We start from the raw sequence: 20,093 nt of genomic DNA, 5'->3' as shown, positions 1-20,093 counted from the left end.
CGTTTTTTCCCGGAGTAGCTTTCAGGTGCTGGCGCCGCCCATCAGCGCGGCGACCAAGGTCGCCAGGAAGACAAGCAGCCCCAATGCGACCCGATCCAGCCATGACCGCCGTCTGGCAAGAACCTCGAACAACCGATTGGCCATCGCAACTTCCCCCATTCGTTGCCGACATTGTATCACGTCTTTCATGAGCGGATCATAAAACGGCTCACAGATGCGCCCGATACTGCTTTCAAGGCGAAACCCGTCGTCGCCGGGCGCCGATGCTGCACTGCCGAATTGCGCCCAAAAAAAGTCGGGGTCGAAGGGCCAATCCGACCGGCGAAAAATCAGCTTATTCAAGCGGATACGCATATATATGCGACGCGGTCTGCCGGCCATCGAAAAAGCCCGGAATTCCGCCATTTCAGGGCTTCTTGGCTTGGCTCCGGCATGACCGCAAAGCGTGCTTCGGGTACGAAAAGGCGGCTAAAAAGGCGCTGCCAGGCCGCTCGCCGGCGGCGTTGACAGGCCTCCGCGCCAATGGCAATGCGCAAACCACTGGTCACGCCATGACCGTTGCTGTTGGGGACGGACGGGGTTTCAGCAGCTTGGCGGCGGCGCCGGACGGGCGGGCACCTGCGCGGTGTACCGCCCGCTCCTGGCCGGGCCGGCTTTCAGCTTCAAAACCGCTTGCCTTGAAGCGATGGCGCGTTCCCGAGAAAATCAGAACGTGAAGCCGGAGGACGGCACTGCGGCGGTCACCGCCGAAAGCCTGTCACGTCTGGCAAGCGTTGGTTTGCAATATGGCTTCTTCATCGGCTGTCTACTTCATCGGGGCCCGGTCGGCGATGAAAACAGGACAGCAACATATGCCCGGTGTCCGCCGCGTCAAGCGAGGAGGCCAATTTGGCCGCCAGGAAACCGGTTTCAAACAACTGGCCGGCGAACCGATAGGCGCGCCAGCCGATCCTGTCCGTGCGCCGACGTTACGGCGCGGGATTCGAACCAGCGACGGCGGCCGCGACGACGCTCGACAGCTTTTGGCGCTTCGACAGCACCGGCTTCTCGTAAGTCTTCTTCATAGGCACCCCTTTGCCCAAGTTTAGCGCGTGCAGCACGCAGCGCGAATCGGAGTCGCGTCAAAGAACATTTGCGTGATCGACGTGCAATGCGGGTTGACTGCAACCGAAAGGACGCGGGCTGTGGCTGGCCGGCAACATCCGACGCCGCCGCGAGACAGCTTTAAGATCGTCCCGGGTCAGCCCGCATGCTGCAGCCAATGGCGGTCGAACAACTCGAGGACAGCACGAAACTCGGCCGGCGGGATCTGGATAGCGCCGTCGTCGCTGTAGGCGTCGAGGAATTTGTCGAGCTGGCGGTCGACCGCTTCCGGATGTTCCAGGGCGACGCCGAGGCTTGCCAGGTCGGCGGCGATCGAACCGCCGGCCGGCAGGTACCCGCCCCATGTCCCGATCCCGGATGCCGCATCGCGCAGCCGCACCAGCAGGATGCGGGTCAGCGAGGGCTGCGCTTCGGGGCCGATGACGGCGGAGCCGCACATATAGCCGCCGAGCGCGCTGACCGGCTGTGTCTGCGGGAACAGGCATAGGAAGAACTGCGTGTCGCCGCCGACATCCTTGAGATGCAGATAGAGGCCGCGCTGTGCCGGCATCACCGGGCCGACCAGCTGCAAATGCCCGGTCGGCAAGGTCTCGCCATAGGTGGCCGTCAGCCCGTGCACGCCCGGTCCGGCCTCGATCGACAGGCGGCCCTTGATCAGCTGGCCGCGATAATAGGGTGACCAGGCGCGCGAATAGCATGCATAGGTTGCGGCAAGCCCGGAGCCAAGGCCGCGCTCATCGTGCCCGGAAGCATCGAATTGCATGCCGGCGCGGCGCTCCAGCTCGGCGCTGTCGATGCCGTGGCGGGCCGCGATCGCGGCGCTGAAGGCCGGTAGCTCGCTCTCGGCGATCCAGGCGCCGGGCTGTTCCAGTTCGAGCAGTCTCGCCCAGTCGTCATAGACGCTCATCTGGCGCGGCCGCGCGCGGCCCTGCAGCCATTTGTCGGCGCGACCGAGATCGAACGCGGTGTTCGGATTGACGGCGCGGAACGCCGCCGCCAGATCCTTGCGGGTCACGGTTCCCAGCAAGGCCGAAGTCAGCCTAAGTTTTTGCGCGATGTGCTGCGCCATCCGCTAGCCCCCGCTATTTTTCGTCGCCTAACGATGTCGGCGTCCGGCAGGAATCACCGAGCTTCCCCAACGATCCGGGTTAGCACGCCGGCAAATGGCCTCCATTCCATCTATCTTATTTCCATATGCTAATATTACTGGAATTCCAGAGAATTCCACAATGTTCCGCGCGCGCGACCTTTGCGGATGGACAGGCAGCGCTACGCTCGTTCCGGGATGAATACAGGGGAGCTGTCATGAAACTCGTTCTATCCGCGCTTGTTATGGCGCTTGCGTTGTCGCAAGCCGCCGAAGCCAAAACGAAAATCCCCCCGACCGAGGCAAAGACCGGCCACGAGAAGAGCCGGCCGCCGCTCGATCAGACGGCCACCGGCGGCATCGTGCCTTCGGCGGGCCTGCGGTCGAAGAGCGCTGAACCAGGCCAAGCCTATCCGCAGCCGCTGGACCTTCATTTCTAAATCAATTTCGGAAGCTGTGCTCGGCGGTTTTGGTCTGGAACCGCGTAAGACAAAAGGTAGCCATTCCAGGGGACCCATAGCCAGTTCACCATCCGGGATCGGCTGGGAAAAAGCAGCGGCCGGACGGCCGAACCAACAGCCGCCCGGCCACCCTGAAGGCTGGGGGCTTGGCGCCGCCGGCTATGCTTCCAGCCAGCCCCCGATCATTCTTCTTCATATCCAAGCCGTTCTTGACGAATGCCCCGCGAACCGGAAAGCTCGGCTGTGGCGCCGTAACGGCGACTGCGACGAGGGAGGACATGCCATGCCGGGTGCCGACGAAAAGCTTACCGCGCTCGGCATCGTGCTGCCACCGCCGCTGAAACTGCCGCCGGGCATAGTGCTGCCCTTTCCCTGGGTGAATGTGCGCGGCGACCGCGCCTATATCTCCGGCCACGGACCGCAGGAGCCGGACGGATCGCTCGCCGGGCCGTTCGGCGCCGTCGGCGAGAGCGTGTCGCTGGAGGAAGCACGGGCATCGGCCCGCAAGGTCGGACTGTCGATGCTCGGCAGCCTGAAACGCGAGCTCGGCAGCCTTGACCGGATCACCGGCTGGTGCCGCGTGCACGGCATGGTCAATTCGGCTTTGCGCCTCACCGAAACGCCGGCGGTGATGAACGGCTTTTCGGACCTCATCCTCGAAGTCTTCGGACTGGAAATCGGCCGCCATGCCCGCACGGCGATCGGCGTCGCCGCGCTGCCCCTGAACTTCCCGGTCGAGATCGAGGCCGAAGTGATGCTTGGGCGGTGAGCCTCACCCTGGTTCAAGCGCGGCTTGACCAAACCGTGGTCGGCGCGATAGGCGGGCCGAGGCCATCCAACCAATGAAAGACCCGCCATGACGGACCCTATCGTGAAAGACAGCAACGGCACGCCGCTGAAAGACGGCGACTCCGTGACCCTCATCAAGGACCTCAAGGTCAAGGGCACGTCCGAAACGATCAAGCGCGGCACGCTGGTGAAGAACATCCGGCTCAACGGCAATCCCGGCGAGATCGAATGCAACACCAAGCAGGTCAAGGGCCTGGTGTTGAAGACCGAGTTCCTGAAGAAGGCGTGATGGCGGGCCGAGGCCCTACCCCCTCCCGGTCGAAGCCGAGGGCGGCTGGCGATTGGCGAAAGCACGACAGCAATGGAGCCTCGCCAACATGGGCAGGGCGCTGCTCCTCATCCGCCCTTCGGGCACCTTCTCCCCGTGAACGGCGAGAAGGAAGGACTCTCCCCAAATGTTGCACCGCGTTAGATTTGTTGCATTGCGATATCATCCCATAGGGCCGAGGCTTTGAGGCAGGCGGGATACGAACGACGTTTGCGAGGTTCGTATTCGTGTCAGTATCAACGCAGGATTTCCGGGCCGACATCGAAGGGTTGCGGGCGGTGGCCGTGGCGGGCGTCGTCGCCTACCATTTCGGCCTGACGGCGCTGCCCGGCGGCTTTGCCGGGGTCGACATCTTCTTCGTCATCTCGGGCTATCTGATTACCCGCCATCTCGTCGCCGAGATCTCCGACACCGGCCGGCTGGACCTTCTGCGCTTCTATGCCCGGCGCGCACGGCGCCTGTTGCCGGCGGCACTTTTCGTCATCGGCGTGACGCTTGCGGCCGGCGCGGTCATCCTGTCGCCGGAGGAACAGGCGCTCTATTCCAAGGGCGCCATGTTCGCGTCGGCCTACATGATCAATTTGTGGCTGATCCGCTGGTCGTTCGACTATTTCGCCAGCGATGCCACGAGCAACCCGTTCATCCACTACTGGTCGCTGTCGGTCGAGGAGCAATTCTATCTCGCGTGGCCGGCGCTCTTGATGCTGGCGGCCTGGGTGAGACCGGGCAAGCGCGGCATCGTCGTTGTGATCGGCACTGCCGGCCTCATCTCCTTCGTCTTCTGCGCCTGGCTGACGAGCGTGTCGCAGCCCTGGGCCTTCTATTTTTCGCCGCTGCGCGCATGGGAATTTGCCGCCGGCGGCCTCGCATCGATGGCGCCGGCGCGGCTGTTGCAGGAACGCCCGCTGCTGGGGCGGGCGTTGAGCCTGACCGGCCTGACAATGATCGGGGCCGCTTATCTCACCTTCAGCGAGGACGCTCCCTTCCCCGGCTTTCTGGCGCTTGTGCCGGTGGCCGGCACGGTCCTTCTGCTCAAGGCGGGAGCGGCCGGCGCCAGGGACGGCCGTTTGCGCAATTCCGAACGGAATTGGGTGAATGCCGCCCTGGCGCTGCCGCCTTTGCAATGGATCGGCAAGCTCTCCTATTCGCTCTATCTCTGGCATTGGCCGGTCATCGTCTATGCCGGCATGCTGGCGCCGGAGCTGACGCCGGCCGAGCGGCTTTTTTGCCTTGCGCTGACGCTGGCGCTGTCCGCCCTCAGCTACCACCTCATCGAGAACCCGATCCGCCGCAACGGCTGGCTGATGGCCAATGCGGCGCGGGCGCTGGTGCCGGCCCTCCTCCTGACCGGCACCGGCGTCGCAGCCGCCTACGGCAATGCCAGGCTGGCCGTGCACGACTTGGACTTCGAGCAGCGCATCATCGCCGCGAGCGCAGCCGAACCTTCGACGGCGCGCGCCAGGGCGGGCTGCGTGCAGGACAACGAGACGGTGACGCCGAAGCCTTGCGTGTTCGGCGATGGCCAACGCGTCATCGCGCTCTTCGGTGACTCCCACGCCGACCATTGGTCGACGCCGCTGATCGAGGCGGGCCGGAAGGACGGCTACCGGGTGGTGACCTGGCTGAAGAATTCCTGCCGCGCCTCGCGCATCAGCGTCTGGTCGTCCGAACTCAAGCGTCCCTACAGCGAGTGCGACCGCTGGCGCGAGCAGGCAATCGCCGAGATCATCCAGGCGAGGCCGGCGCTCGTGGTCATCTCGGAGCTGGCGCTGACCAGCGGACGCAAGATGGCCGGCCGCGGCGGCGACACGGACAGCCAGGACGCCGACTGGCGGGCCGGCCTGCGTTCCACCCTCACCAGCCTGAGCAAGGCCGGGCTCAAGGTCGCCTTCATCCGCGACGTGCCGTTCAACAACGCCAATGTCGACACCTGCGTGGCGCGCGCGCTTTGGCGGGACGAAACACCCTCACGCTGCGACCAGACGCGCGCCTATGCCGCCAACGACCAGATGGCGGCGGTGGAGCGCGACATCGTCGACAGCATCCCCAACGCCGCTTACGTCGACCTCACCGACCGCTTCTGCAGCGCCACCATTTGCCACGTCTTCATCGACGGCAAGCTCGCCTTCCGCGACCAGCACCATATGGCGACGCCCTTTGCTGAATCGCTGGAGCCGGAGGTGGAGAAGAGGGTGATTTCCAAGGTGGGGCGGTGAAGCTGCCAATCTCCCCCCTCGTGGGGGAGATCAGCTAGTCGCGAGCCAGCCCTCACCCCACCACGACGACGAAATGCTTGGTCACCGGCTCGAGGATCTTCCAGGTGCCCTTGAAATCGGCCTCGACGACGAAGGCATCGCCCGGGCCGACCTCGACCGGCTCGCCGCCGTCGGGCGTGATGATGATGCGGCCGGCGATCATATGGACGAATTCATAGTCGGTGTAGGTGGCGTGATAGGTGCCGGGCGACGCGCGCCAAGTGCCGGACATCACCTTGCCGTCCTCGGTGGTGTGCTGCACGGCCGTCTGCATGGTCGGCCTGCCCTCGACGACGACCCAGCCCGGCAGGTCGCCGGCCTCGGCATGCTCGACGGCGCCGAATTTGAAAATGGTGGGTCTGGTCATCGAATGCTCCTGCGGTTCGCCGGAATTGGCTGGCGACGGCATAGCCGATGACCGCATGCGTTGCACGCGGCGATGCGACAATGGCAGGCAAAGTGGCGACGGGTTGCGATGACTAGGGCGTTCGCCGGGCGGCTGAACATCCCGTGTGTTTCCACTGCGTTCCATCTGGAATCAAAAAGCCCGCCGGATGGCGGGCTTTCAGGTTCCGACCAGATCAGGTTGAAGAAGATGGCGGCGTTGCAGTGATGACGCTCAGCTTTTCGCGCCTGGTCAGAACAGGCTTCTCATAGGTTTTCTTCAAGGTGCCCCCCTTTCAAGGCTTCGCCGGTCCGCATGTGGGCGCGGCCAGGCAATGCTAGGAAGCTATAGCCGGCTGAGGTAATAGGCTGTAGCACATTAGCAACACTTAACGGACATCCTGCAGAGCTTGCGGCATTGAGCATCGCTGTCCCGTTTCGGGACTGGCATCCGTCTTGCTATAAAGAGATTGTCGGTGTCCTCCCGCCGGTCCTGATCGGAGGATCAGGTTAAATCTCGCCGGGCCTGTGGGCTTGGGCATTAGGGTTAGGCTCGGCGAGTTTTCTTTCTTCACTGTCATGCCAACTGGCTGGCGCCCCGCCCTCACTGCGCGGCCTGCAATTGCTTTCGACGCGCCGGCTGACGGCGGCGGTGGGCTGGTTTCAGCGTGACGGCGGCCCTTTTGGACAGCGCGCCGGTCACGGCATCGACCATGCCGAAGGCGACGAAGTCGGCGTTGAGGGTGCCGGCGAGCTCTGCCGCGGCCTCGCCATCGCCATTGCCGACTTCCGACCAGAACACGATGCCAACGCGCAGCTTTGGCTTGATGCGCTTCAACCTGCGCACCATGAAGCGCGCGTGCTGGCTGGACTGGCGGTTGAGGAAGCCGATGACGACGGCGTCGGTGGCCCCCAGGTCGAGGCGGCGGATCGCCGAGGGTTCGAGGTCCGCGAAGCTCGCCTTCGACACCGAGGTCCCCTGCACTTCCAGCACCTGCGCCAGCATGGCGGCGGCGGCATCGTCGAGCTCGCCACGCCCGCCGCTGCAGAGAACGGTGATGCCGGAGCCGTCCGGCAGGTCGAGATCTTCCTCGTCGGCGCTCTCTTCGGCCGGCTCGCCCGCTTTTTTCTCACCTGCTTTTTTCTCACTTGCCTTCCTGTCGGTTGCCTTCTCGCCGGCGGGGGGCTGTTCGGTTTCTTCCTCCTCGGCCTCCTGCTGGGCGCTGTCGTCGAGATTGGCGACCAGCGTCATAGCGCTGTCGGCGACCTGCCTGCGCTGCTCGTCATCCATGACGCCGCGCCCACGGTCCTGCTCACCAAGCAAGAGCGCCGGGATGGCGACCTGGTCATAGAACTGGAACAGGTATTTTTCCTCAAGTATCTCCTCGGCATGGTCGGTCGCCTCGTCAGGGTCGCCGGCAAGCAGCCGCTGATACATCCGGGCATGCGGCTCCAGCACCGGCTCATTGCCGAACAAAACGTCGAGGAATTCGAATTGCGGCACGTGCCGGCCAAGCACAACCAAGCAGACGGTGAGCGGCGTCGACAGCACCAGGCCGATCGGCCCCCACAGCCAGGTCCAGAAGATCGCCGCCACGATGATGGCAAGCGGCGACAGGCCGGTGTGCGATCCATAAAGCCACGGCTCGATGACGTTGCCGGTGACGAGTTCGACGACGATGAAAAGCGCGGCGGTCCACAAGAGCAGCGACCAGCCGGGCGCCACGGCCAAAGCCAGGAAGAGCGGCAGCAGCGCACCGACGATCGGGCCGATATAGGGCACGAAGCGCAGCGCCAGCGCCAAAAGGCCCCAGAGCAGCGCGTTGGGGATGCCCAGCACCCAGAGGCCTATGGTGATGGGCACGGCATAGATGATGTTCACCACCAATTGCATCAGCAGGTACTGGCCGACGCGCTTGCCGGCATCCTGCAGGGCCTGCGTGGTGCGATGGAGGTCACCATAGCCGACGAGACGGATGAAGCGGTCGCGCAGATCCTCCCGCTCCATCAGCATGAAGATGACAACGATGATGACCAGGCCGGCGGAAGCCAGCGGGCTGATCAGCGGCCCGATCAGGTTCTGCAGCACTTCGAGCGGCTTTTCATGCGAAACGACCTCGACCGGGATCGGATCGCGCTTCGGCGCCTCGGCGGCCGAGGGCAACTGCGGTTCCTGCCGGTCGATCTCCTGGCCGACACGCTCGATGACGCCGCTGAGGCGCGAGATGATGCCGCCGCCGAGGCCGTTTTCCTTCAACGCGCGGACCTTGGTCAGGATGTTGATCTGGTAGACCGGGATGTTCTGCGCGAGGTCGCTGACCTGGGTGGCGACGACGAAGGTGAACAGCGACAGCGCGGCGAACGCGCCGGCAACGCTGGCGATGACCGCCGCGATGCGCGGGACGCCGGCGCGCTTCAGCCAGGACACGACGGGCGCGATGGCGAAGGTCAAGAGCAGGGCGACGGCGATCGGCAGGAAGACCTCGCGCCCGAAATAAAGCGCGGCGACGCTGGTGACGACGCTCGCCACCGTCGGCAGCACCGTGCGCGGGTGGCCCCTGGAGGCGGCGAGCAGGCTCGCCAGCCGCGGCTCCGACGCGCCACCAACCCCATTCCGACGACTGGCCGCCACTATTGAGCCTCCCTGCTGCCTGGCAATGATCGGAGATATTTCGCCGGCGTGCAACGCGCCCAGGGCAGGTCGGTTGCAGATACGCTAATAAATACCCTGGGGCCATGACTTTACAGAGAGGAAGCAATGCGCCGGTTCAGGCTGCCGGCGACTTGGTCCAGGTCCTGTCCGAGGGCAGCAACCTCGGGGTTTTCTGGAACATGAACGGCTTGAAACCGTTTGTCTTGTCGAAGGGGCGTCCAACACAGGAGGCAGCGATGAAAAAGCTTCTGCTTGCTTCGATGATCGCCATCGCCTCGGCGTTCGCGATCGTGCCGGCCAGCGCTGGCAGCGTGCAGCTCGGTATCGGCATCGGTCCGGGCTATGATGACGGGTACTACAACGACTACGGCGGGTATTACCCGCACCGCTATTACCGGCACGTCTACAATGACGACTACGACAATGGCGGCTATGTGGTGCGCTATCATCGCTATCACCGCCATCATTGCCGCACCGAGTTGATAACCCACTGGCGCCATCACCACCGCGTGACGGAAGAAGTGCGCGTGTGCGGTAACGGCGGCTACTACAATAACTACTAGCAGGCGCTACCAGAGGCCTGGATGATTGATTGCGCGGGGCGGGCCCTGCCGCCCCGCGCAATCTGGCGTCAGGTGCCATAGACAGGCGCTTTGGATTGTCGGCCCCCGGCTGCCCGGCACTTCCGATCTTGCTGAGGCTGCCGGCCCAGCGGCGTGCGAATATTAGCAGTTGCGGGAACATGGGCTGCCCTGGGCGCGTTTATAGGGTGATCGACCTTCAGGAGGAGGTTGCCCCATGAAAAAGCTCCTATTTGCTTCGGTGATCGCAGTCGCGTCGGCGGCGGCTACCGTAGCGCCGGCGGATGCGCACAGCTTCTTCGGTCTCGGTTTCGGGCCGCTTGGCGGCTATCCGTTCTACGGCCCTCCGATGTATGGCGGCCCGTTCTACGACTATGGCGGCCGCTATTACGGCCCGCGCTACTATGACGACTATTATCCCGGCTACGTGGTCCGCTATCCGCACTACCGGTACTACAGGCACTACTACGTTTATCACTACCGGCACCACCATAGGCATCACTACTGGCACCACCACAGGCATCACCACAGGTATTATTACAGGTATTAGGTGGCTGAGCGCTGCGATTGCCTGATCTTCCCCTCGTGGGCAGAGCATCGCCTATGGTTTATCGACGAAGGCCAACAAAACGCCGTCATCCTCGGAGGGGCGTTCTCCTCGGGCTTGTCCCGAGGATCCGCCGCCGCACGCGGATAGGGCGCGACCAGTTCGGGGAGGCCGGTAGATCCTCGGGACAAGCCCGAGGATGACGGCAAGAGGGTTGCAGGTTATCCCACCTTCCCCAGAGCCATATGCGATAGCCCTCCCCTCAGAGGGGGAGATTGGCAGTTGGTGCGCCTTGCAAATCCTTCCCGACATGCCATCTAAATTATCGGCATCCAGGAGAATCACGTGACGCAGCGAAGCGGCAGCGCCGATCTGCCGCTGCATGGCGGGCGGGTCCCGAAGTGGCTGGGCGAGCGCATGACGCGCCTGGGCGCGGTGCTATGCGAGGCCATCATCCACCATTACGGCCGTGACGAGCTTTTGCGGCGCCTGGCGCATCCCTTCTGGTTCCAGTCCTTCGGCGCCGTGATGGGGATGGACTGGCATTCGTCGGGCATCACCACTTCGGTCATCGGCGCGCTGAAGCGGGGGCTCAACCCGCTCTCGGGCGAGCTCGGGGTCCATGTCTGCGGCGGGCGCGGCGCGCATTCGCGCAAGACGCCAGGCGAGTTGCTGGCCATCGGCGACCGTGTCGGCCTCAACGGCGAGGCTCTGGCCACCGCCAGCCGCCTCGTCGCCAAGGTGGACAGCGCCGCCGTGCAGGACGGTTACGACCTCTATCTGCACGGCTTCATCGTCGCTGATGACGGGCGCTGGGTGGTGGTGCAGCAAGGCATGAACGGCGACGCCCGCCAGGCGCGCCGCTACCACTGGCTGTCGGATGGGCTCACAAGCTTCGTCGACCAGCCGCATGCGGCGATCGAGGGCGCGGCGCAAGGCGAGATCGTCAATCTCACCGACCGGCGCGCCGAGAAGGCCCGCGGCGGCCAGATCGAGCTGCTCAAGACGATGAGTCCGGAAAAGATCCTGACCGAGCTTGCCATGCTGGAGCCGCAACCCGAACCGGAGCCCGCCGCGCAGCCGCTGCTGCCCAACCTCGTCATGCCGGCGCATCACGACGTGCGCGAGAGCGACATCGTCATGCGCCGCCTGCACGGCAACATCGCCTCGGCGATCGAAAGCGGCCCGAAGGATTTCCCCGAACTGCTTCTGGTCCCCGGTGTCGGCCCACGCACGGTGCGGGCACTGGCCATGGTCTCGGAAGTGGTGCACGGCGCGCCCTACCGTTTCTCAGACCCGGCCCGCTTCTCGCTCGCCCATGGCGGCAAGGACCGCCACCCCTTCCCCGTGCCGCTGAAGGTCTATGACGAGACGATCGGCGTGCTGAAATCGGCGGTGGGGAAGGCAAAGCTCGGGCGAGGCGAAGAGCTGGAAGCGCTCAGACGGCTGGACGGCGAGTCACGCCGGATGGAACGGTATGTGACGGGGCCGAGTTTGAAGGAGATCGTCGCCGGCGAGATGGACCAATCGCACCTGCTGGGCGGGCGGAGCGTGTTCGGGTGGGAGAAGGCGCCCGAAGGTCATTTGAAGCCGCCGAAGAAAGATGCTTGAGGCTCGCCCGCAAAGTCTCGCAGGTCGGCGCCGCCCCTCATTGCCTGCCGGGCATCTCTCCCCGTGAACGTGAACGGGGAGAAATGGCTGCCCCGGGCGCCCCGCCCTATCCTTCGCCCTAGAGCGGTTCAGCGTTTCACGGAATCGCCGAACCGCTCTAAGTCTTTGTTTTTACGCAATTCCGGACGGAAAACCGCTACGCACTTTTCCTGGAATTGCTCTAGTTACGGGGAGAAGGTGCCAGAAGGGCGGATGGAGAGCAGCGCCGATGCTGAGCAGACTCGCGCCCCAGCCCAAACTTCGATCACCTACCCGCCCCAAGCGTCTGTTTTCACATCGCAAGCGCGCTCTGCTTGCCTACAAGGGCCGCGATATAGTTTTCCAGGCTGATCTTGCCGCGCTCCGGCCTCTCAGGCTCCTCCGGCTCGTCCAGCGTGGCGGCGGTCATGCGGGCATAAGCCTTGGCCGCTGCCTCGGAAAAACCAAGCTGCCGATACGCTTCCACCCACCGCTCGCGCGGCGTCGACACCAGGCGCACATCCCTGCCCAGCGCTTCCGCGAAAGCACGCGCGACGTCGGCGCATGAGTAGCGCCTGGGACCTTCCACATAATGAATACCGGTCTGCCCGACCGGCTCCAGCAGCAGCCGCGCGGCTGCCTCGCCGAGATCGCGCGGCGCCACCATGGGCAGTTGGAAATCGGCCGGGAAGAACGAGTTGACAACGCCGTCGCGCCGCGCCGTCTCCAGCGCTCCATCCCAATTGCTCATGTAATAGGCGGCGCGGATGATACTGGCGGGAAGCGCTTGCGCCGCGAGCTTCTGCTCCAAGCCATAGAGCACCGACAGGTCACCGATGCCCTCGCCCGGCTGCGCGCCGTAGGCCGATTCCGCCACCACCTTTTCCAGCCCCGAACCTTCAAGCGCGGCGGTGATAGCCGCCACGGTCTCGCGCTCCCGGGTATCCGTGTCGGTCGAAGGATCAGCCGGGGGGTTGAGCAGGAAGGCGCGGCGGCCGCGCTTAAGCACTTTGCGCAGCGCCTCTACATCGCGCACGTCCACTTCCGCCACCTCGGCGCCCTGTTCGACGAGATGCGCCGCTTTGCCCGCATCGCGCGTCACCACCGTCACCGCCTCGCCGCGGCGCAGCAACGTCGCCGCCGCGGCCGAGCCGACATGGCCAGTGCCACCCAGAATGATATGCATGGATTGGTCCTCGCGTTTTTCCATACCGGGTTAATGGCAGGCGGCGCGAAGGGTTCAAACGATGCTGACAGGTGGTGACGCTCACCCTGCCTTCCTCCCCATCATCCCGTAGTGCACCGCCAGCAGGTCCAGCCCGAGCTTCAGCAACTTTACCACCACATCGCGTCCGTCGCCGGTGCGCTCCGCGATGGCCTTCACCGACCGGCCTTCGAGGCAGATTTTTCGTAACACCTCCGCCACCTCCCAATGGCCCAGCGCCGACGCTGCATGTGCATAGGCCCGGCCGGCTGACAGCACGCGGTCGGGGATGCCGCCGCCGACCCGGCCGCTGTCGATGCGCTCGCTCCAGGATTGCGGCTGCAGGCCTTCGCGCTGGCTGCGCTCGAAATCGTCGCGGAAGCGCCCGCCTGCCTCGCGCTGCTGGCGGCTGAGCGAAGTAATGCCGACCAGCGGGTCGACATTGCGCAGGCGCACGATGCCGCCGGTGGAGGTGTAGCCGCCGTTCGACACCTCGTAGACGCGGCGCGCCTCGGCCGTGTCCGGGGTGAGGCGCTGGCGGCCGAAGGCGTCGGTTTTCAGCGCAAAGTCATGGCCGAGCTCGCGGCGGATGCGCACCTGCTCCGCCTCGCCCTTGGGAAGCTTTGGCGGCTGGGGTTTCTTGGCGGCTTTGCGGGGCATGGGCGGGTCCTTGCTCAGTAAAATGGCGATTGGAAAGTTGGAGGGCGCTGTCCGGCTGGCCTGTCATTGATTGTCGGCGACGGTCTTCCGCTCCGTCGCGGCTTCGCCGCGCCGCCCCGCTCTGCGGGGGAGGAAATGGCACCAGGCTATTCGCCCGGCTTCACCTTCACCTTCCGCGGTGGCCGTGGAACCTTGCATGGTGATGCGCACAGTAGGAGCGCGTGGCCGACGTCGGCAGGCCGCAGCAGAGCATATCCGGTCCCGGGCGGGCGCCGACGGGATCGTCTTCGGCATCCTCGCGCAGCGCCAGATCGAGCGGCGCGCGACAGCGGCCGAACAGGCAGTCGAGGAGGCGCATGGCCGCGACATGCGGCTGGCGACCGGGGTTCACCGGAGGCGGCGGCGCCGGGAGCTTGTAGAGATGTGCTTCGGATTTCTGGCGCTCGCCTGGGGCAAGCCAGGCCGGAGGCAAGGTGCGCGCGGGCTTGCGAGCGTTGGGCTTTTTTGGCGTGGGGGTGCGGACGGTGACGACGTCCTGACTCACCGAGGTGCCATAGGCGGATACGTCAGCGGGACAGCGCCCCCCTCTGGCCTGACGGGCATCTCCCCCGCTTGGGAGGAGATTGGCAGCTTCCGCGCTGGCGCCTTCTACAAGCTCGGCGTATCTCGAAAGCACAGTCGGCTCCGACAGCGCCACCCCTCCGGCGGCCATCCTGCCCCGCCGGCCGGGGCGACCCGGCCGGGTGTGCTTCCTCGGCCTGCCGCCGGCACGGCCGCCTTTGGGGTTGGCGAAGCCGATGGCGCTTAAGCCGGCGTTGCGGTGGACGATGCCGATGATGGCGTTGCGCGAGACCGGACTGCCGCGCAGCGCGCTGAAGCGGCCGGCGATGCGCGAGGCCGACAGCCCCTCCTTCAGCAAGGCGGCGATCTCGTCGATTTCCTTCTCGGTGTAGGCGGCTGCCATCATCTCGTTCCATTGATTGCGAAGCGCTTGGGGCGAAGTGCCCGGCTTCAGGCCAGGCGCCAGGGTTCGGCCGCGAGGCCGTTGGTGGTCAGATCAGCGTTGAAGGGTCAGGCCGCGCCGGTCAGTCGAAGAAGGGCGGCCTCGGCGGCGGCCCGCGTCAGGCCCGACACCGCCCGGCCCGTCATCCGGTCGAACAGGATGACGGTGCCGTCCTCGGTGCGGATACAGCTTATGCCGGAATTGGGGGCCGGAGCCGGGGGAGGAACGGCTCCGGCCGTTCCGGTGAACCGGGGTGCGGGCGGTTCAACCGGATCCGGGGCAAGCGCCCCGGAATGCGCCCGGACCGGGGAGGAGGACAGTCCGGACGATGGGAATTGATGCGTCGAGGGACGCGCGTTCATGCCGCCTATCAGCCCTGGGAGGCTCGCGGGCAGCGTCGGAATCACGGGCAGTGCGGAAATGCTTGCGGGATGCTCATTCATGCGCTAAGCGTACGTTATGTACGAAATGCGCGCAAGCGAAATCGTACAATTTGGACGATTATTTTCAGGCATTTTGTACGATGATGGATTCCCGGCACAGATTGCAGCAGGCGCGCGCCCAGGCCGGCTATGCCTCGCCCAGCGAAGCGGCGCGGGCCTTGCGTGACATCAACAAGAACACGCTGATCAGCCACGAGAACGGCAACCGGCCATTGTCCCGGAAAGCGGCGGAGAAATACGGCCGGCTGTTCGGCGTCGACCCCGGCTGGCTCTTGTTCAACGCGGATGGTGCGGAAGCAGCACCGGTCAGCCTCGCCTCCTCGCCCGTCACCGTCGACGTGCCGATCGTGTCCTGGATCAGCGCCGGCGAGCTCGGCAGCCAGGACAGCGTGGTCAACCTCTCCGACTATCCGACGATCCCCACCGCCGACCTCGAGGAAGGCGAATGGATCGCGCTGCGCGTCGACGGTCCGTCGATGAACAAGATCTCACCGCCGGATTCGATCATCTTCGTCAATTTGCGCGACAAGCGGTTGGTGACCAATGGCTGCTACGTGATCTCGGACGAGACGGGACGCGCCACCTACAAGCGCTACCGCCCGAACGACAATCCGCCGTTCCAGCCGGCGTCCTATATGGACATCCCGCCACCGGAGCTGGAGGGCGCGATCACCATCATCGGGCGGGTGAAGCGCTCGATGATCGATATGTGAGGGTTAGGGCGTCGCGTCGCAATAACGTCACAACCCTGCAGAAGAACAAAAAAAGAACTCTTAGACTTGTACTTGCCTTCAAAATCCCCTTAGATCACGGCTGGGTGGGGTTGGGTCCCGTTACGGGAGGGGGTCATGAACAAGTCGGTCAGGGAAAACCTGTTTTTCATTGTGGTGGCGAGCGGCTGTTTCCTGGCGCAGGCGGCCATCGTGCGTGCCGAGGATGCGAACTATCATCCGCAGAGCTTTACCCAGCCTTTGAGTGCGGCGAGAGGCACAATCAATCCGGCGGGCGGAGATGCCTTTTATCTGAAGCCGGAAGACCGCTGCGATCTGGTGGTGAAGGAATTCGGCTGGGACCGCGACCAGTGCGGTACGATCGACCAGCTGATCTTCGGCTTCACGCCGGAGATCGACAATCTGACCGTCGAGAAGCCCGTGTCGGACGGCTATGTGAGCCTGGCGGACTGGGATAGTAGCGACCGCAGCGCGGAAATCAGTTCGATCGAAGACACCTTCAAGGAATCGGTGAAAGCGCAATCGGAGCGGTCCGGACAGGAGATCCGCTTCGACGGCTGGCTTGTCTATCCGCAAATCGACAAGGCCAAGAACATTCTCTACTACGCCAACATCCTGAGCTGGGGCGGCGAGAGGACGATCAACATATCGATGTCGATCTTCGACCGGCAAGGCTATGTTCCGATGAAGATCGTGCCGGTGAACGGCAACGTGACAAGCGACGACGTGCAGAAGATCGTCGCGGCGTCGGCCGCCGCCTACAAGCCGCAGGCCGGCGCGGCCTATTTTGATTTTTCCAGCGGCGACAAGATCGCCGGCTACGGCGCGCTGGGCGTGCTGGCGACCATGCTCGGCGTCAAATATGGCGGCGCCGCCAGCGCAGGGCTCATCGCGCTCGCCCTGGTGGTGTTGAAAAAGGGCGCCTTCATCCTGCTTCTGCCGCTGGTCTGGCTGAGACGGTTGTTCAGCCGCAGGAAGAAGGCGGACAGCTAAGGCACGGACGCGCGACGGTTACCCGAAATTCCCACTGGATTCGCCCGAGCCAGGCGCGAAAGTCTGCATTTTTCGTTCGATCGCATGCTTCGCATATTAGCGATTACGCATAATCCATTCTTAGCCGGCAACGCGGTGTCCCTTACCCGTTGCCGGTTAGGCTCGGCGCCTCCCGTTCATACCCCAACAGCGACGGCGCCGGGCCGCCACCACATTTTCCGTGAAAAGGCCTGCTGCGCGAGGCGTGGGCAGCGGGCGATGAGAGGGCCGGCCGACTGGCAACCTGACAAAGGAGTGGGGCAGCTACTCCAAAACCGGCGCTCAAGAGTGCAAGGGCTTCGAGTGCCATGCACAACAGCAAGCTAGAGCGGTTCAGCGCTTCACGGAATCGCCGAACCGCTCTAAGTCTTTGTTTTTACGCAATTCCGGACGGAAAACCGCTACGCACTTTTCCTGGAATTGCTCTAGTGCCGGCCTTCAAAGGCTTCATCCCTCGATTGCATGACGCCGGCACGGCTGGTCGAACCCGTCAGCGCGTGCCCAGGCGCGGCTGGTCAGGCCCGACGGCCTTCCTGGGGCTTCAACCCTATCCCAGGAATTCATCGCTGAAATAGGCGGAAAAGTCTGGCCGCATGGCGAGCGCCTTGCCGTTGCCGTCGAGCAGTATTCCCGAGGCGAACAAATACCCGCCCATCGCTTCCATCTTGGCTTTGTCCATGGTGCCGATGGCGCCGTTAGCGCCCTTCAGGAAGTGGCCGTCGTTCAGCGCCTTCAGCGAGGCTTGGATCAGCGCGGCGTTGGTGAGCGTGTCCTTGTTGGCGGCGATCAACAGGTCGCCTGCATCCTTTGCCTGATCGACTGCGAATGCATAGCCACGCCGCGTCGCCTGCACGAAGGCCGCGGCGGCCTTTGGATTGGCCGCGAGAAAAGCATTGCTGGAGACGATCAGCGTGGTGTGCTCGTCCGGCACGCCGTAATCGGCGTAGCGGAAGGTGCGTTGCTTGAGACCCTTCAGTTCCGCCTCGACACCTTCCCATGTCGAGACTTCCAGCGTGAAATCGACCGCGCCGTTGGCCAAGGCCTCGTAGGCGGACGTTCCCAGCGTCACGGTCGAGAAATCGCCTTTGCCGCCGTCGTGGCGGATGATGGTCTGCAGCAGCGTGTTTTCCCAGGCGCTGCCGAAGCCGCCATAAGTCAGGCCGTCGAGGTTTTTCGGGCTTTTGATCGCGGAGCGATCGGCGTTGAAGACGACACGACCGGTCTCCGACTGGACAACGGCATAGACAGCCTTCAGGTCGGCGCCGGCGCTCTTTTGCGTGAACAAGCCGAGCGAACCGGAAATGCCGAAATCGGCGACACGGTTGGCAACCAGCGTGCCCGAACCCGTATCGCCATAGGGCAGGATTTCAACGTCCAGGCCCGCATCGCGGTAAAAGCCTTTGTCGCGGGCGACAAACAGGCCGATGTGGTTGGTGTTGACGGTCCAGTCGAGCGCGACGGTGATTTTTTGCAGGGCGGCGGCACGGGCTGGCGTGATGGCTCCGGCAAAGGGCAGGCCGGCGGCCAGAAACAGCGCCTGGCGGCGGGTCAGGTCGGTCATTTCAATTCTCCATCGCATGGTCGGAAATTCGAATCGGGCTGGCCAAGCAGCGTGTCGAGGATGCCGGCCTCGATCGCCGCAGTCTCGCGGGCAAGTGCCGCGCTCTCGGTGCGCGGGCGCGGCAGCGGCACGGCCACTTCGCGCACCACGCGCGCGGGCCGCGCCGACAGCACATAGATTCGGTCGGACAGAAGCACAGCTTCGCGCACGTCATGGGTGATCAGCAGCGCCGTCCAGCGATGGTTTCGCCACATCGTCTCCAGCCAGCGCTGCATGGCCGCGCGGGTCAGCGCATCGAGCGCGCCGAACGGCTCGTCAAGCAACAGCATGTCGCGTTGCTGCACGACGGTGCGCAGGAGCGCGGCGCGCTGGCGCATGCCGCCAGACAGCTCGGCCGGCCAGGCATGTTCGAAGCCGACAAGGCCGAACTCGGCGAACAAAGGCGCCACGCGTCGCCGCGCGGCCCGGCGCTTCATGCCCTGCACTTCGAGCCCCAGCGTCGCATTGTCGATGACGCGCCGCCACGGCATCAGCGCGTCACGCTGCGGCATGAAGGCGAAGCGGGCGCCATCGAGCGGCGCGCCGTCGAAGCGCATCTCGCCCTCGCCCGGGATTGCGCCGGTGAGCAACTGGAACAATGTCGACTTGCCGGCCCCAGATGGCCCGAGGATCGAGACGAACTCGCCCGCAGCAACATGCAGCGAAACGCCGGCCAGAACCTTAAGCGCGCCGAAGCTTTTTTGCACGTTGCGGAGCTCGAGCCTTGTCATGGCCGGCCCTTCCCGGAAGATTCGTGGTTACCGTCTCGCTCAGCCCTCTCCCAAGGCATCGCAAGACGCTGGACGAGCACGGCAAGACCGAAGAGTGCCAGCGTCAGTGCCGAGCTGACCGCGACGGCGGCGAGCACCAGGTCGGGGCGGAAATTGTTCTTGGCGCTGAGCATGTAGATGCCCAGCCCCTTCGCGGCGCCCGCATATTCGGCGAAGATGGCGCCCACCACGGCATAGGTGATTGAGATGCGCAGCCCGGCGAAGAAATAGGGCAGCGCCAACGGCAACCGGGCGAGCCAAAAAATGCGCCAGCGCCCTGCTCCCATGGCGGCTAGCATCTGGCTGATTTCCGGACTCGTGGCGGCATAGCCCTCGACCAGCGCCACCATCATCGGGAAGAAGGTGACCAGCGCCACGAGCAGGATCTTCGGCAGCAGCCCGAAGCCGAACCACAGCACCACCAGCGGCGCGATCGCCACCAGCGGCAAGGTCTGGCTGGCGATCAACAGCGGGAACAGCGCGCGGCGCAGCGGAGCCAAGAAGTCGACCAGCGCCGAGAGGATGAAGGCGGCGGCGAGCGAGCAGGCAAAGCCCGCCAGCGTGGCGCGGATGGTGGGCAGTGTGTTGTCGGCCAGTGCCGCGCGGTTCTCCCAGGCTTGCGCCAGCACCCGCGAGGGCGCTGGGAGCATGGTGGGAGCGATGCCGCCCAGGCGAGCGTAGAGCTCCCAGGCGGTGAGGAGGAGGGTCAACGAAAATATGACGGGAGCTAATTTGGCGAAGGCGGATGCCACAGCCAATCTCCCCCGCAACGGGGGAGATTGGCTGTCGTCTTGGCTTTCGCCAAACGCCTCTTGCGGTGTGGAATCTAATT

The 20,093-nt window shown here is 64.6% G+C and carries 21 protein-coding genes; 9 read left to right on the top strand and 12 right to left on the bottom strand.

The window, feature by feature from the left end; all coding sequences use genetic code 11:
- Nucleotides 1–21: 21 nt before the first annotated feature.
- The 3 genes from WDX12_RS23205 to WDX12_RS23195 all read right to left on the bottom strand — a co-directional run bounded on the left by WDX12_RS23205 (nt 22) and on the right by WDX12_RS23195 (nt 2,173).
- A complete protein-coding gene (locus tag WDX12_RS23205) occupies nt 22–405 on the bottom strand; it encodes a hypothetical protein (RefSeq protein ID WP_434722155.1) in 384 nt (127 codons plus the stop codon).
- A gap of 563 nt (nt 406–968) precedes the next feature.
- The gene (locus WDX12_RS23200) at nt 969–1,064 is read right to left on the bottom strand and encodes a putative RiPP precursor (RefSeq protein WP_320296025.1); all 96 of its coding nucleotides are present in this window, start codon (nt 1,062–1,064) and stop codon (nt 969–971) included.
- A 176-nt stretch (nt 1,065–1,240) separates the two neighbouring features.
- Nucleotides 1,241–2,173, bottom strand: coding sequence for a hypothetical protein (locus tag WDX12_RS23195; RefSeq protein ID WP_320296026.1), 933 nt, complete (start codon nt 2,171–2,173; stop codon nt 1,241–1,243).
- 236 nt (nt 2,174–2,409) lie between these two features.
- Between WDX12_RS23195 and WDX12_RS23190 the strand changes: the two genes are divergently transcribed.
- The 4 genes from WDX12_RS23190 (at nt 2,410) to WDX12_RS23175 (ending at nt 5,985) form a co-directional block, all read left to right on the top strand.
- Entirely contained in the window at nt 2,410–2,631 is a 222-nt protein-coding gene (locus tag WDX12_RS23190; protein ID WP_320296027.1) for a hypothetical protein, read from the top strand.
- A 304-nt stretch (nt 2,632–2,935) separates the two neighbouring features.
- Nucleotides 2,936–3,421: a RidA family protein gene (locus tag WDX12_RS23185; protein ID WP_434722154.1), complete on the top strand. Its 486-nt coding sequence runs from the start codon at nt 2,936–2,938 to the stop codon at nt 3,419–3,421.
- A gap of 87 nt (nt 3,422–3,508) precedes the next feature.
- Nucleotides 3,509–3,730 (top strand): alkylphosphonate utilization protein, encoded by a 222-nt coding sequence (locus tag WDX12_RS23180; RefSeq protein ID WP_040980560.1) that lies wholly within the window; start codon nt 3,509–3,511, stop codon nt 3,728–3,730.
- Nucleotides 3,731–3,996: 266 nt separating this feature from the next.
- Nucleotides 3,997–5,985, top strand: a complete 1,989-nt coding sequence (locus tag WDX12_RS23175; RefSeq protein WP_434722153.1) for an acyltransferase family protein — start codon at nt 3,997–3,999, stop codon at nt 5,983–5,985.
- A gap of 52 nt (nt 5,986–6,037) precedes the next feature.
- Here the strand turns inward: WDX12_RS23175 and WDX12_RS23170 are convergent, their stop codons facing one another.
- On the bottom strand, nt 6,038–6,391 hold the full coding sequence (locus WDX12_RS23170; protein WP_434722152.1) for a cupin domain-containing protein: 354 nt from the start codon (nt 6,389–6,391) through the stop codon (nt 6,038–6,040).
- Between the two features lie 621 nt (nt 6,392–7,012).
- A complete protein-coding gene (locus WDX12_RS23165; protein WP_434722151.1) occupies nt 7,013–9,040 on the bottom strand; it encodes an AI-2E family transporter in 2,028 nt (675 codons plus the stop codon).
- A 257-nt stretch (nt 9,041–9,297) separates the two neighbouring features.
- Here WDX12_RS23165 and WDX12_RS23160 point away from each other — a divergent pair, with 257 nt between their 5' ends.
- The 3 genes from WDX12_RS23160 to WDX12_RS23150 all read left to right on the top strand — a co-directional run bounded on the left by WDX12_RS23160 (nt 9,298) and on the right by WDX12_RS23150 (nt 11,800).
- Nucleotides 9,298–9,624, top strand: a complete 327-nt coding sequence (locus tag WDX12_RS23160) for a hypothetical protein (RefSeq protein WP_434722150.1) — start codon at nt 9,298–9,300, stop codon at nt 9,622–9,624.
- Between the two features lie 235 nt (nt 9,625–9,859).
- A complete protein-coding gene (locus WDX12_RS23155; RefSeq protein ID WP_434722149.1) occupies nt 9,860–10,192 on the top strand; it encodes a hypothetical protein in 333 nt (110 codons plus the stop codon).
- A 342-nt stretch (nt 10,193–10,534) separates the two neighbouring features.
- Entirely contained in the window at nt 10,535–11,800 is a 1,266-nt protein-coding gene (locus tag WDX12_RS23150) for a DUF763 domain-containing protein (protein WP_434722148.1), read from the top strand.
- Between the two features lie 331 nt (nt 11,801–12,131).
- On the opposite strand, the gene WDX12_RS23145 is transcribed toward WDX12_RS23150, so the two are convergent.
- The 4 genes from WDX12_RS23145 to WDX12_RS23130 all read right to left on the bottom strand — a co-directional run bounded on the left by WDX12_RS23145 (nt 12,132) and on the right by WDX12_RS23130 (nt 15,128).
- Nucleotides 12,132–13,004 (bottom strand): NmrA family NAD(P)-binding protein, encoded by an 873-nt coding sequence (locus WDX12_RS23145; RefSeq protein WP_434722147.1) that lies wholly within the window; start codon nt 13,002–13,004, stop codon nt 12,132–12,134.
- 81 nt (nt 13,005–13,085) lie between these two features.
- A complete protein-coding gene (locus WDX12_RS23140; RefSeq protein ID WP_434722146.1) occupies nt 13,086–13,682 on the bottom strand; it encodes a DUF6456 domain-containing protein in 597 nt (198 codons plus the stop codon).
- Nucleotides 13,683–13,848: 166 nt separating this feature from the next.
- Nucleotides 13,849–14,646: a GcrA cell cycle regulator gene (locus WDX12_RS23135; protein WP_434722145.1), complete on the bottom strand. Its 798-nt coding sequence runs from the start codon at nt 14,644–14,646 to the stop codon at nt 13,849–13,851.
- A gap of 107 nt (nt 14,647–14,753) precedes the next feature.
- A complete protein-coding gene (locus tag WDX12_RS23130; RefSeq protein WP_434722144.1) occupies nt 14,754–15,128 on the bottom strand; it encodes a hypothetical protein in 375 nt (124 codons plus the stop codon).
- 80 nt (nt 15,129–15,208) lie between these two features.
- On the opposite strand from WDX12_RS23130, the gene WDX12_RS23125 reads away from it, so the two are divergent.
- Together WDX12_RS23125 and WDX12_RS23120 are read left to right on the top strand one after the other, a co-directional pair.
- Nucleotides 15,209–15,841 (top strand): LexA family transcriptional regulator, encoded by a 633-nt coding sequence (locus WDX12_RS23125; protein WP_434722143.1) that lies wholly within the window; start codon nt 15,209–15,211, stop codon nt 15,839–15,841.
- Nucleotides 15,842–15,976: 135 nt separating this feature from the next.
- Nucleotides 15,977–16,852 (top strand): DUF2167 domain-containing protein, encoded by an 876-nt coding sequence (locus tag WDX12_RS23120; protein WP_434722142.1) that lies wholly within the window; start codon nt 15,977–15,979, stop codon nt 16,850–16,852.
- 586 nt (nt 16,853–17,438) lie between these two features.
- Here the strand turns inward: WDX12_RS23120 and WDX12_RS23115 are convergent.
- The 3 genes from WDX12_RS23115 to WDX12_RS23105 are packed head-to-tail and all read right to left on the bottom strand — an operon-like array spanning nt 17,439 to nt 20,013.
- Nucleotides 17,439–18,452, bottom strand: coding sequence for an ABC transporter substrate-binding protein (locus WDX12_RS23115; protein WP_434722141.1), 1,014 nt, complete (start codon nt 18,450–18,452; stop codon nt 17,439–17,441).
- Complete coding sequence (locus tag WDX12_RS23110) at nt 18,449–19,222, bottom strand: ABC transporter ATP-binding protein (RefSeq protein ID WP_434722140.1); 774 nt, start codon at nt 19,220–19,222, stop codon at nt 18,449–18,451. Before WDX12_RS23110 ends, WDX12_RS23115 begins: the two co-directional genes overlap by 4 nt.
- The gene (locus tag WDX12_RS23105; RefSeq protein WP_434722139.1) at nt 19,219–20,013 is read right to left on the bottom strand and encodes an ABC transporter permease; all 795 of its coding nucleotides are present in this window, start codon (nt 20,011–20,013) and stop codon (nt 19,219–19,221) included. The genes WDX12_RS23110 and WDX12_RS23105 overlap by 4 nt, the downstream gene beginning before the upstream one ends.
- Nucleotides 20,014–20,093 lie beyond the last annotated feature (80 nt).

The organism is Mesorhizobium sp. RIZ17 (genome assembly GCF_051127865.1).
GTDB classification, from domain to species: domain Bacteria; phylum Pseudomonadota; class Alphaproteobacteria; order Rhizobiales; family Rhizobiaceae; genus Mesorhizobium; species Mesorhizobium humile.
Note: the sequence above shows the minus strand (reverse complement) of the source record. Positions and strands in the feature narration are given on the sequence as shown.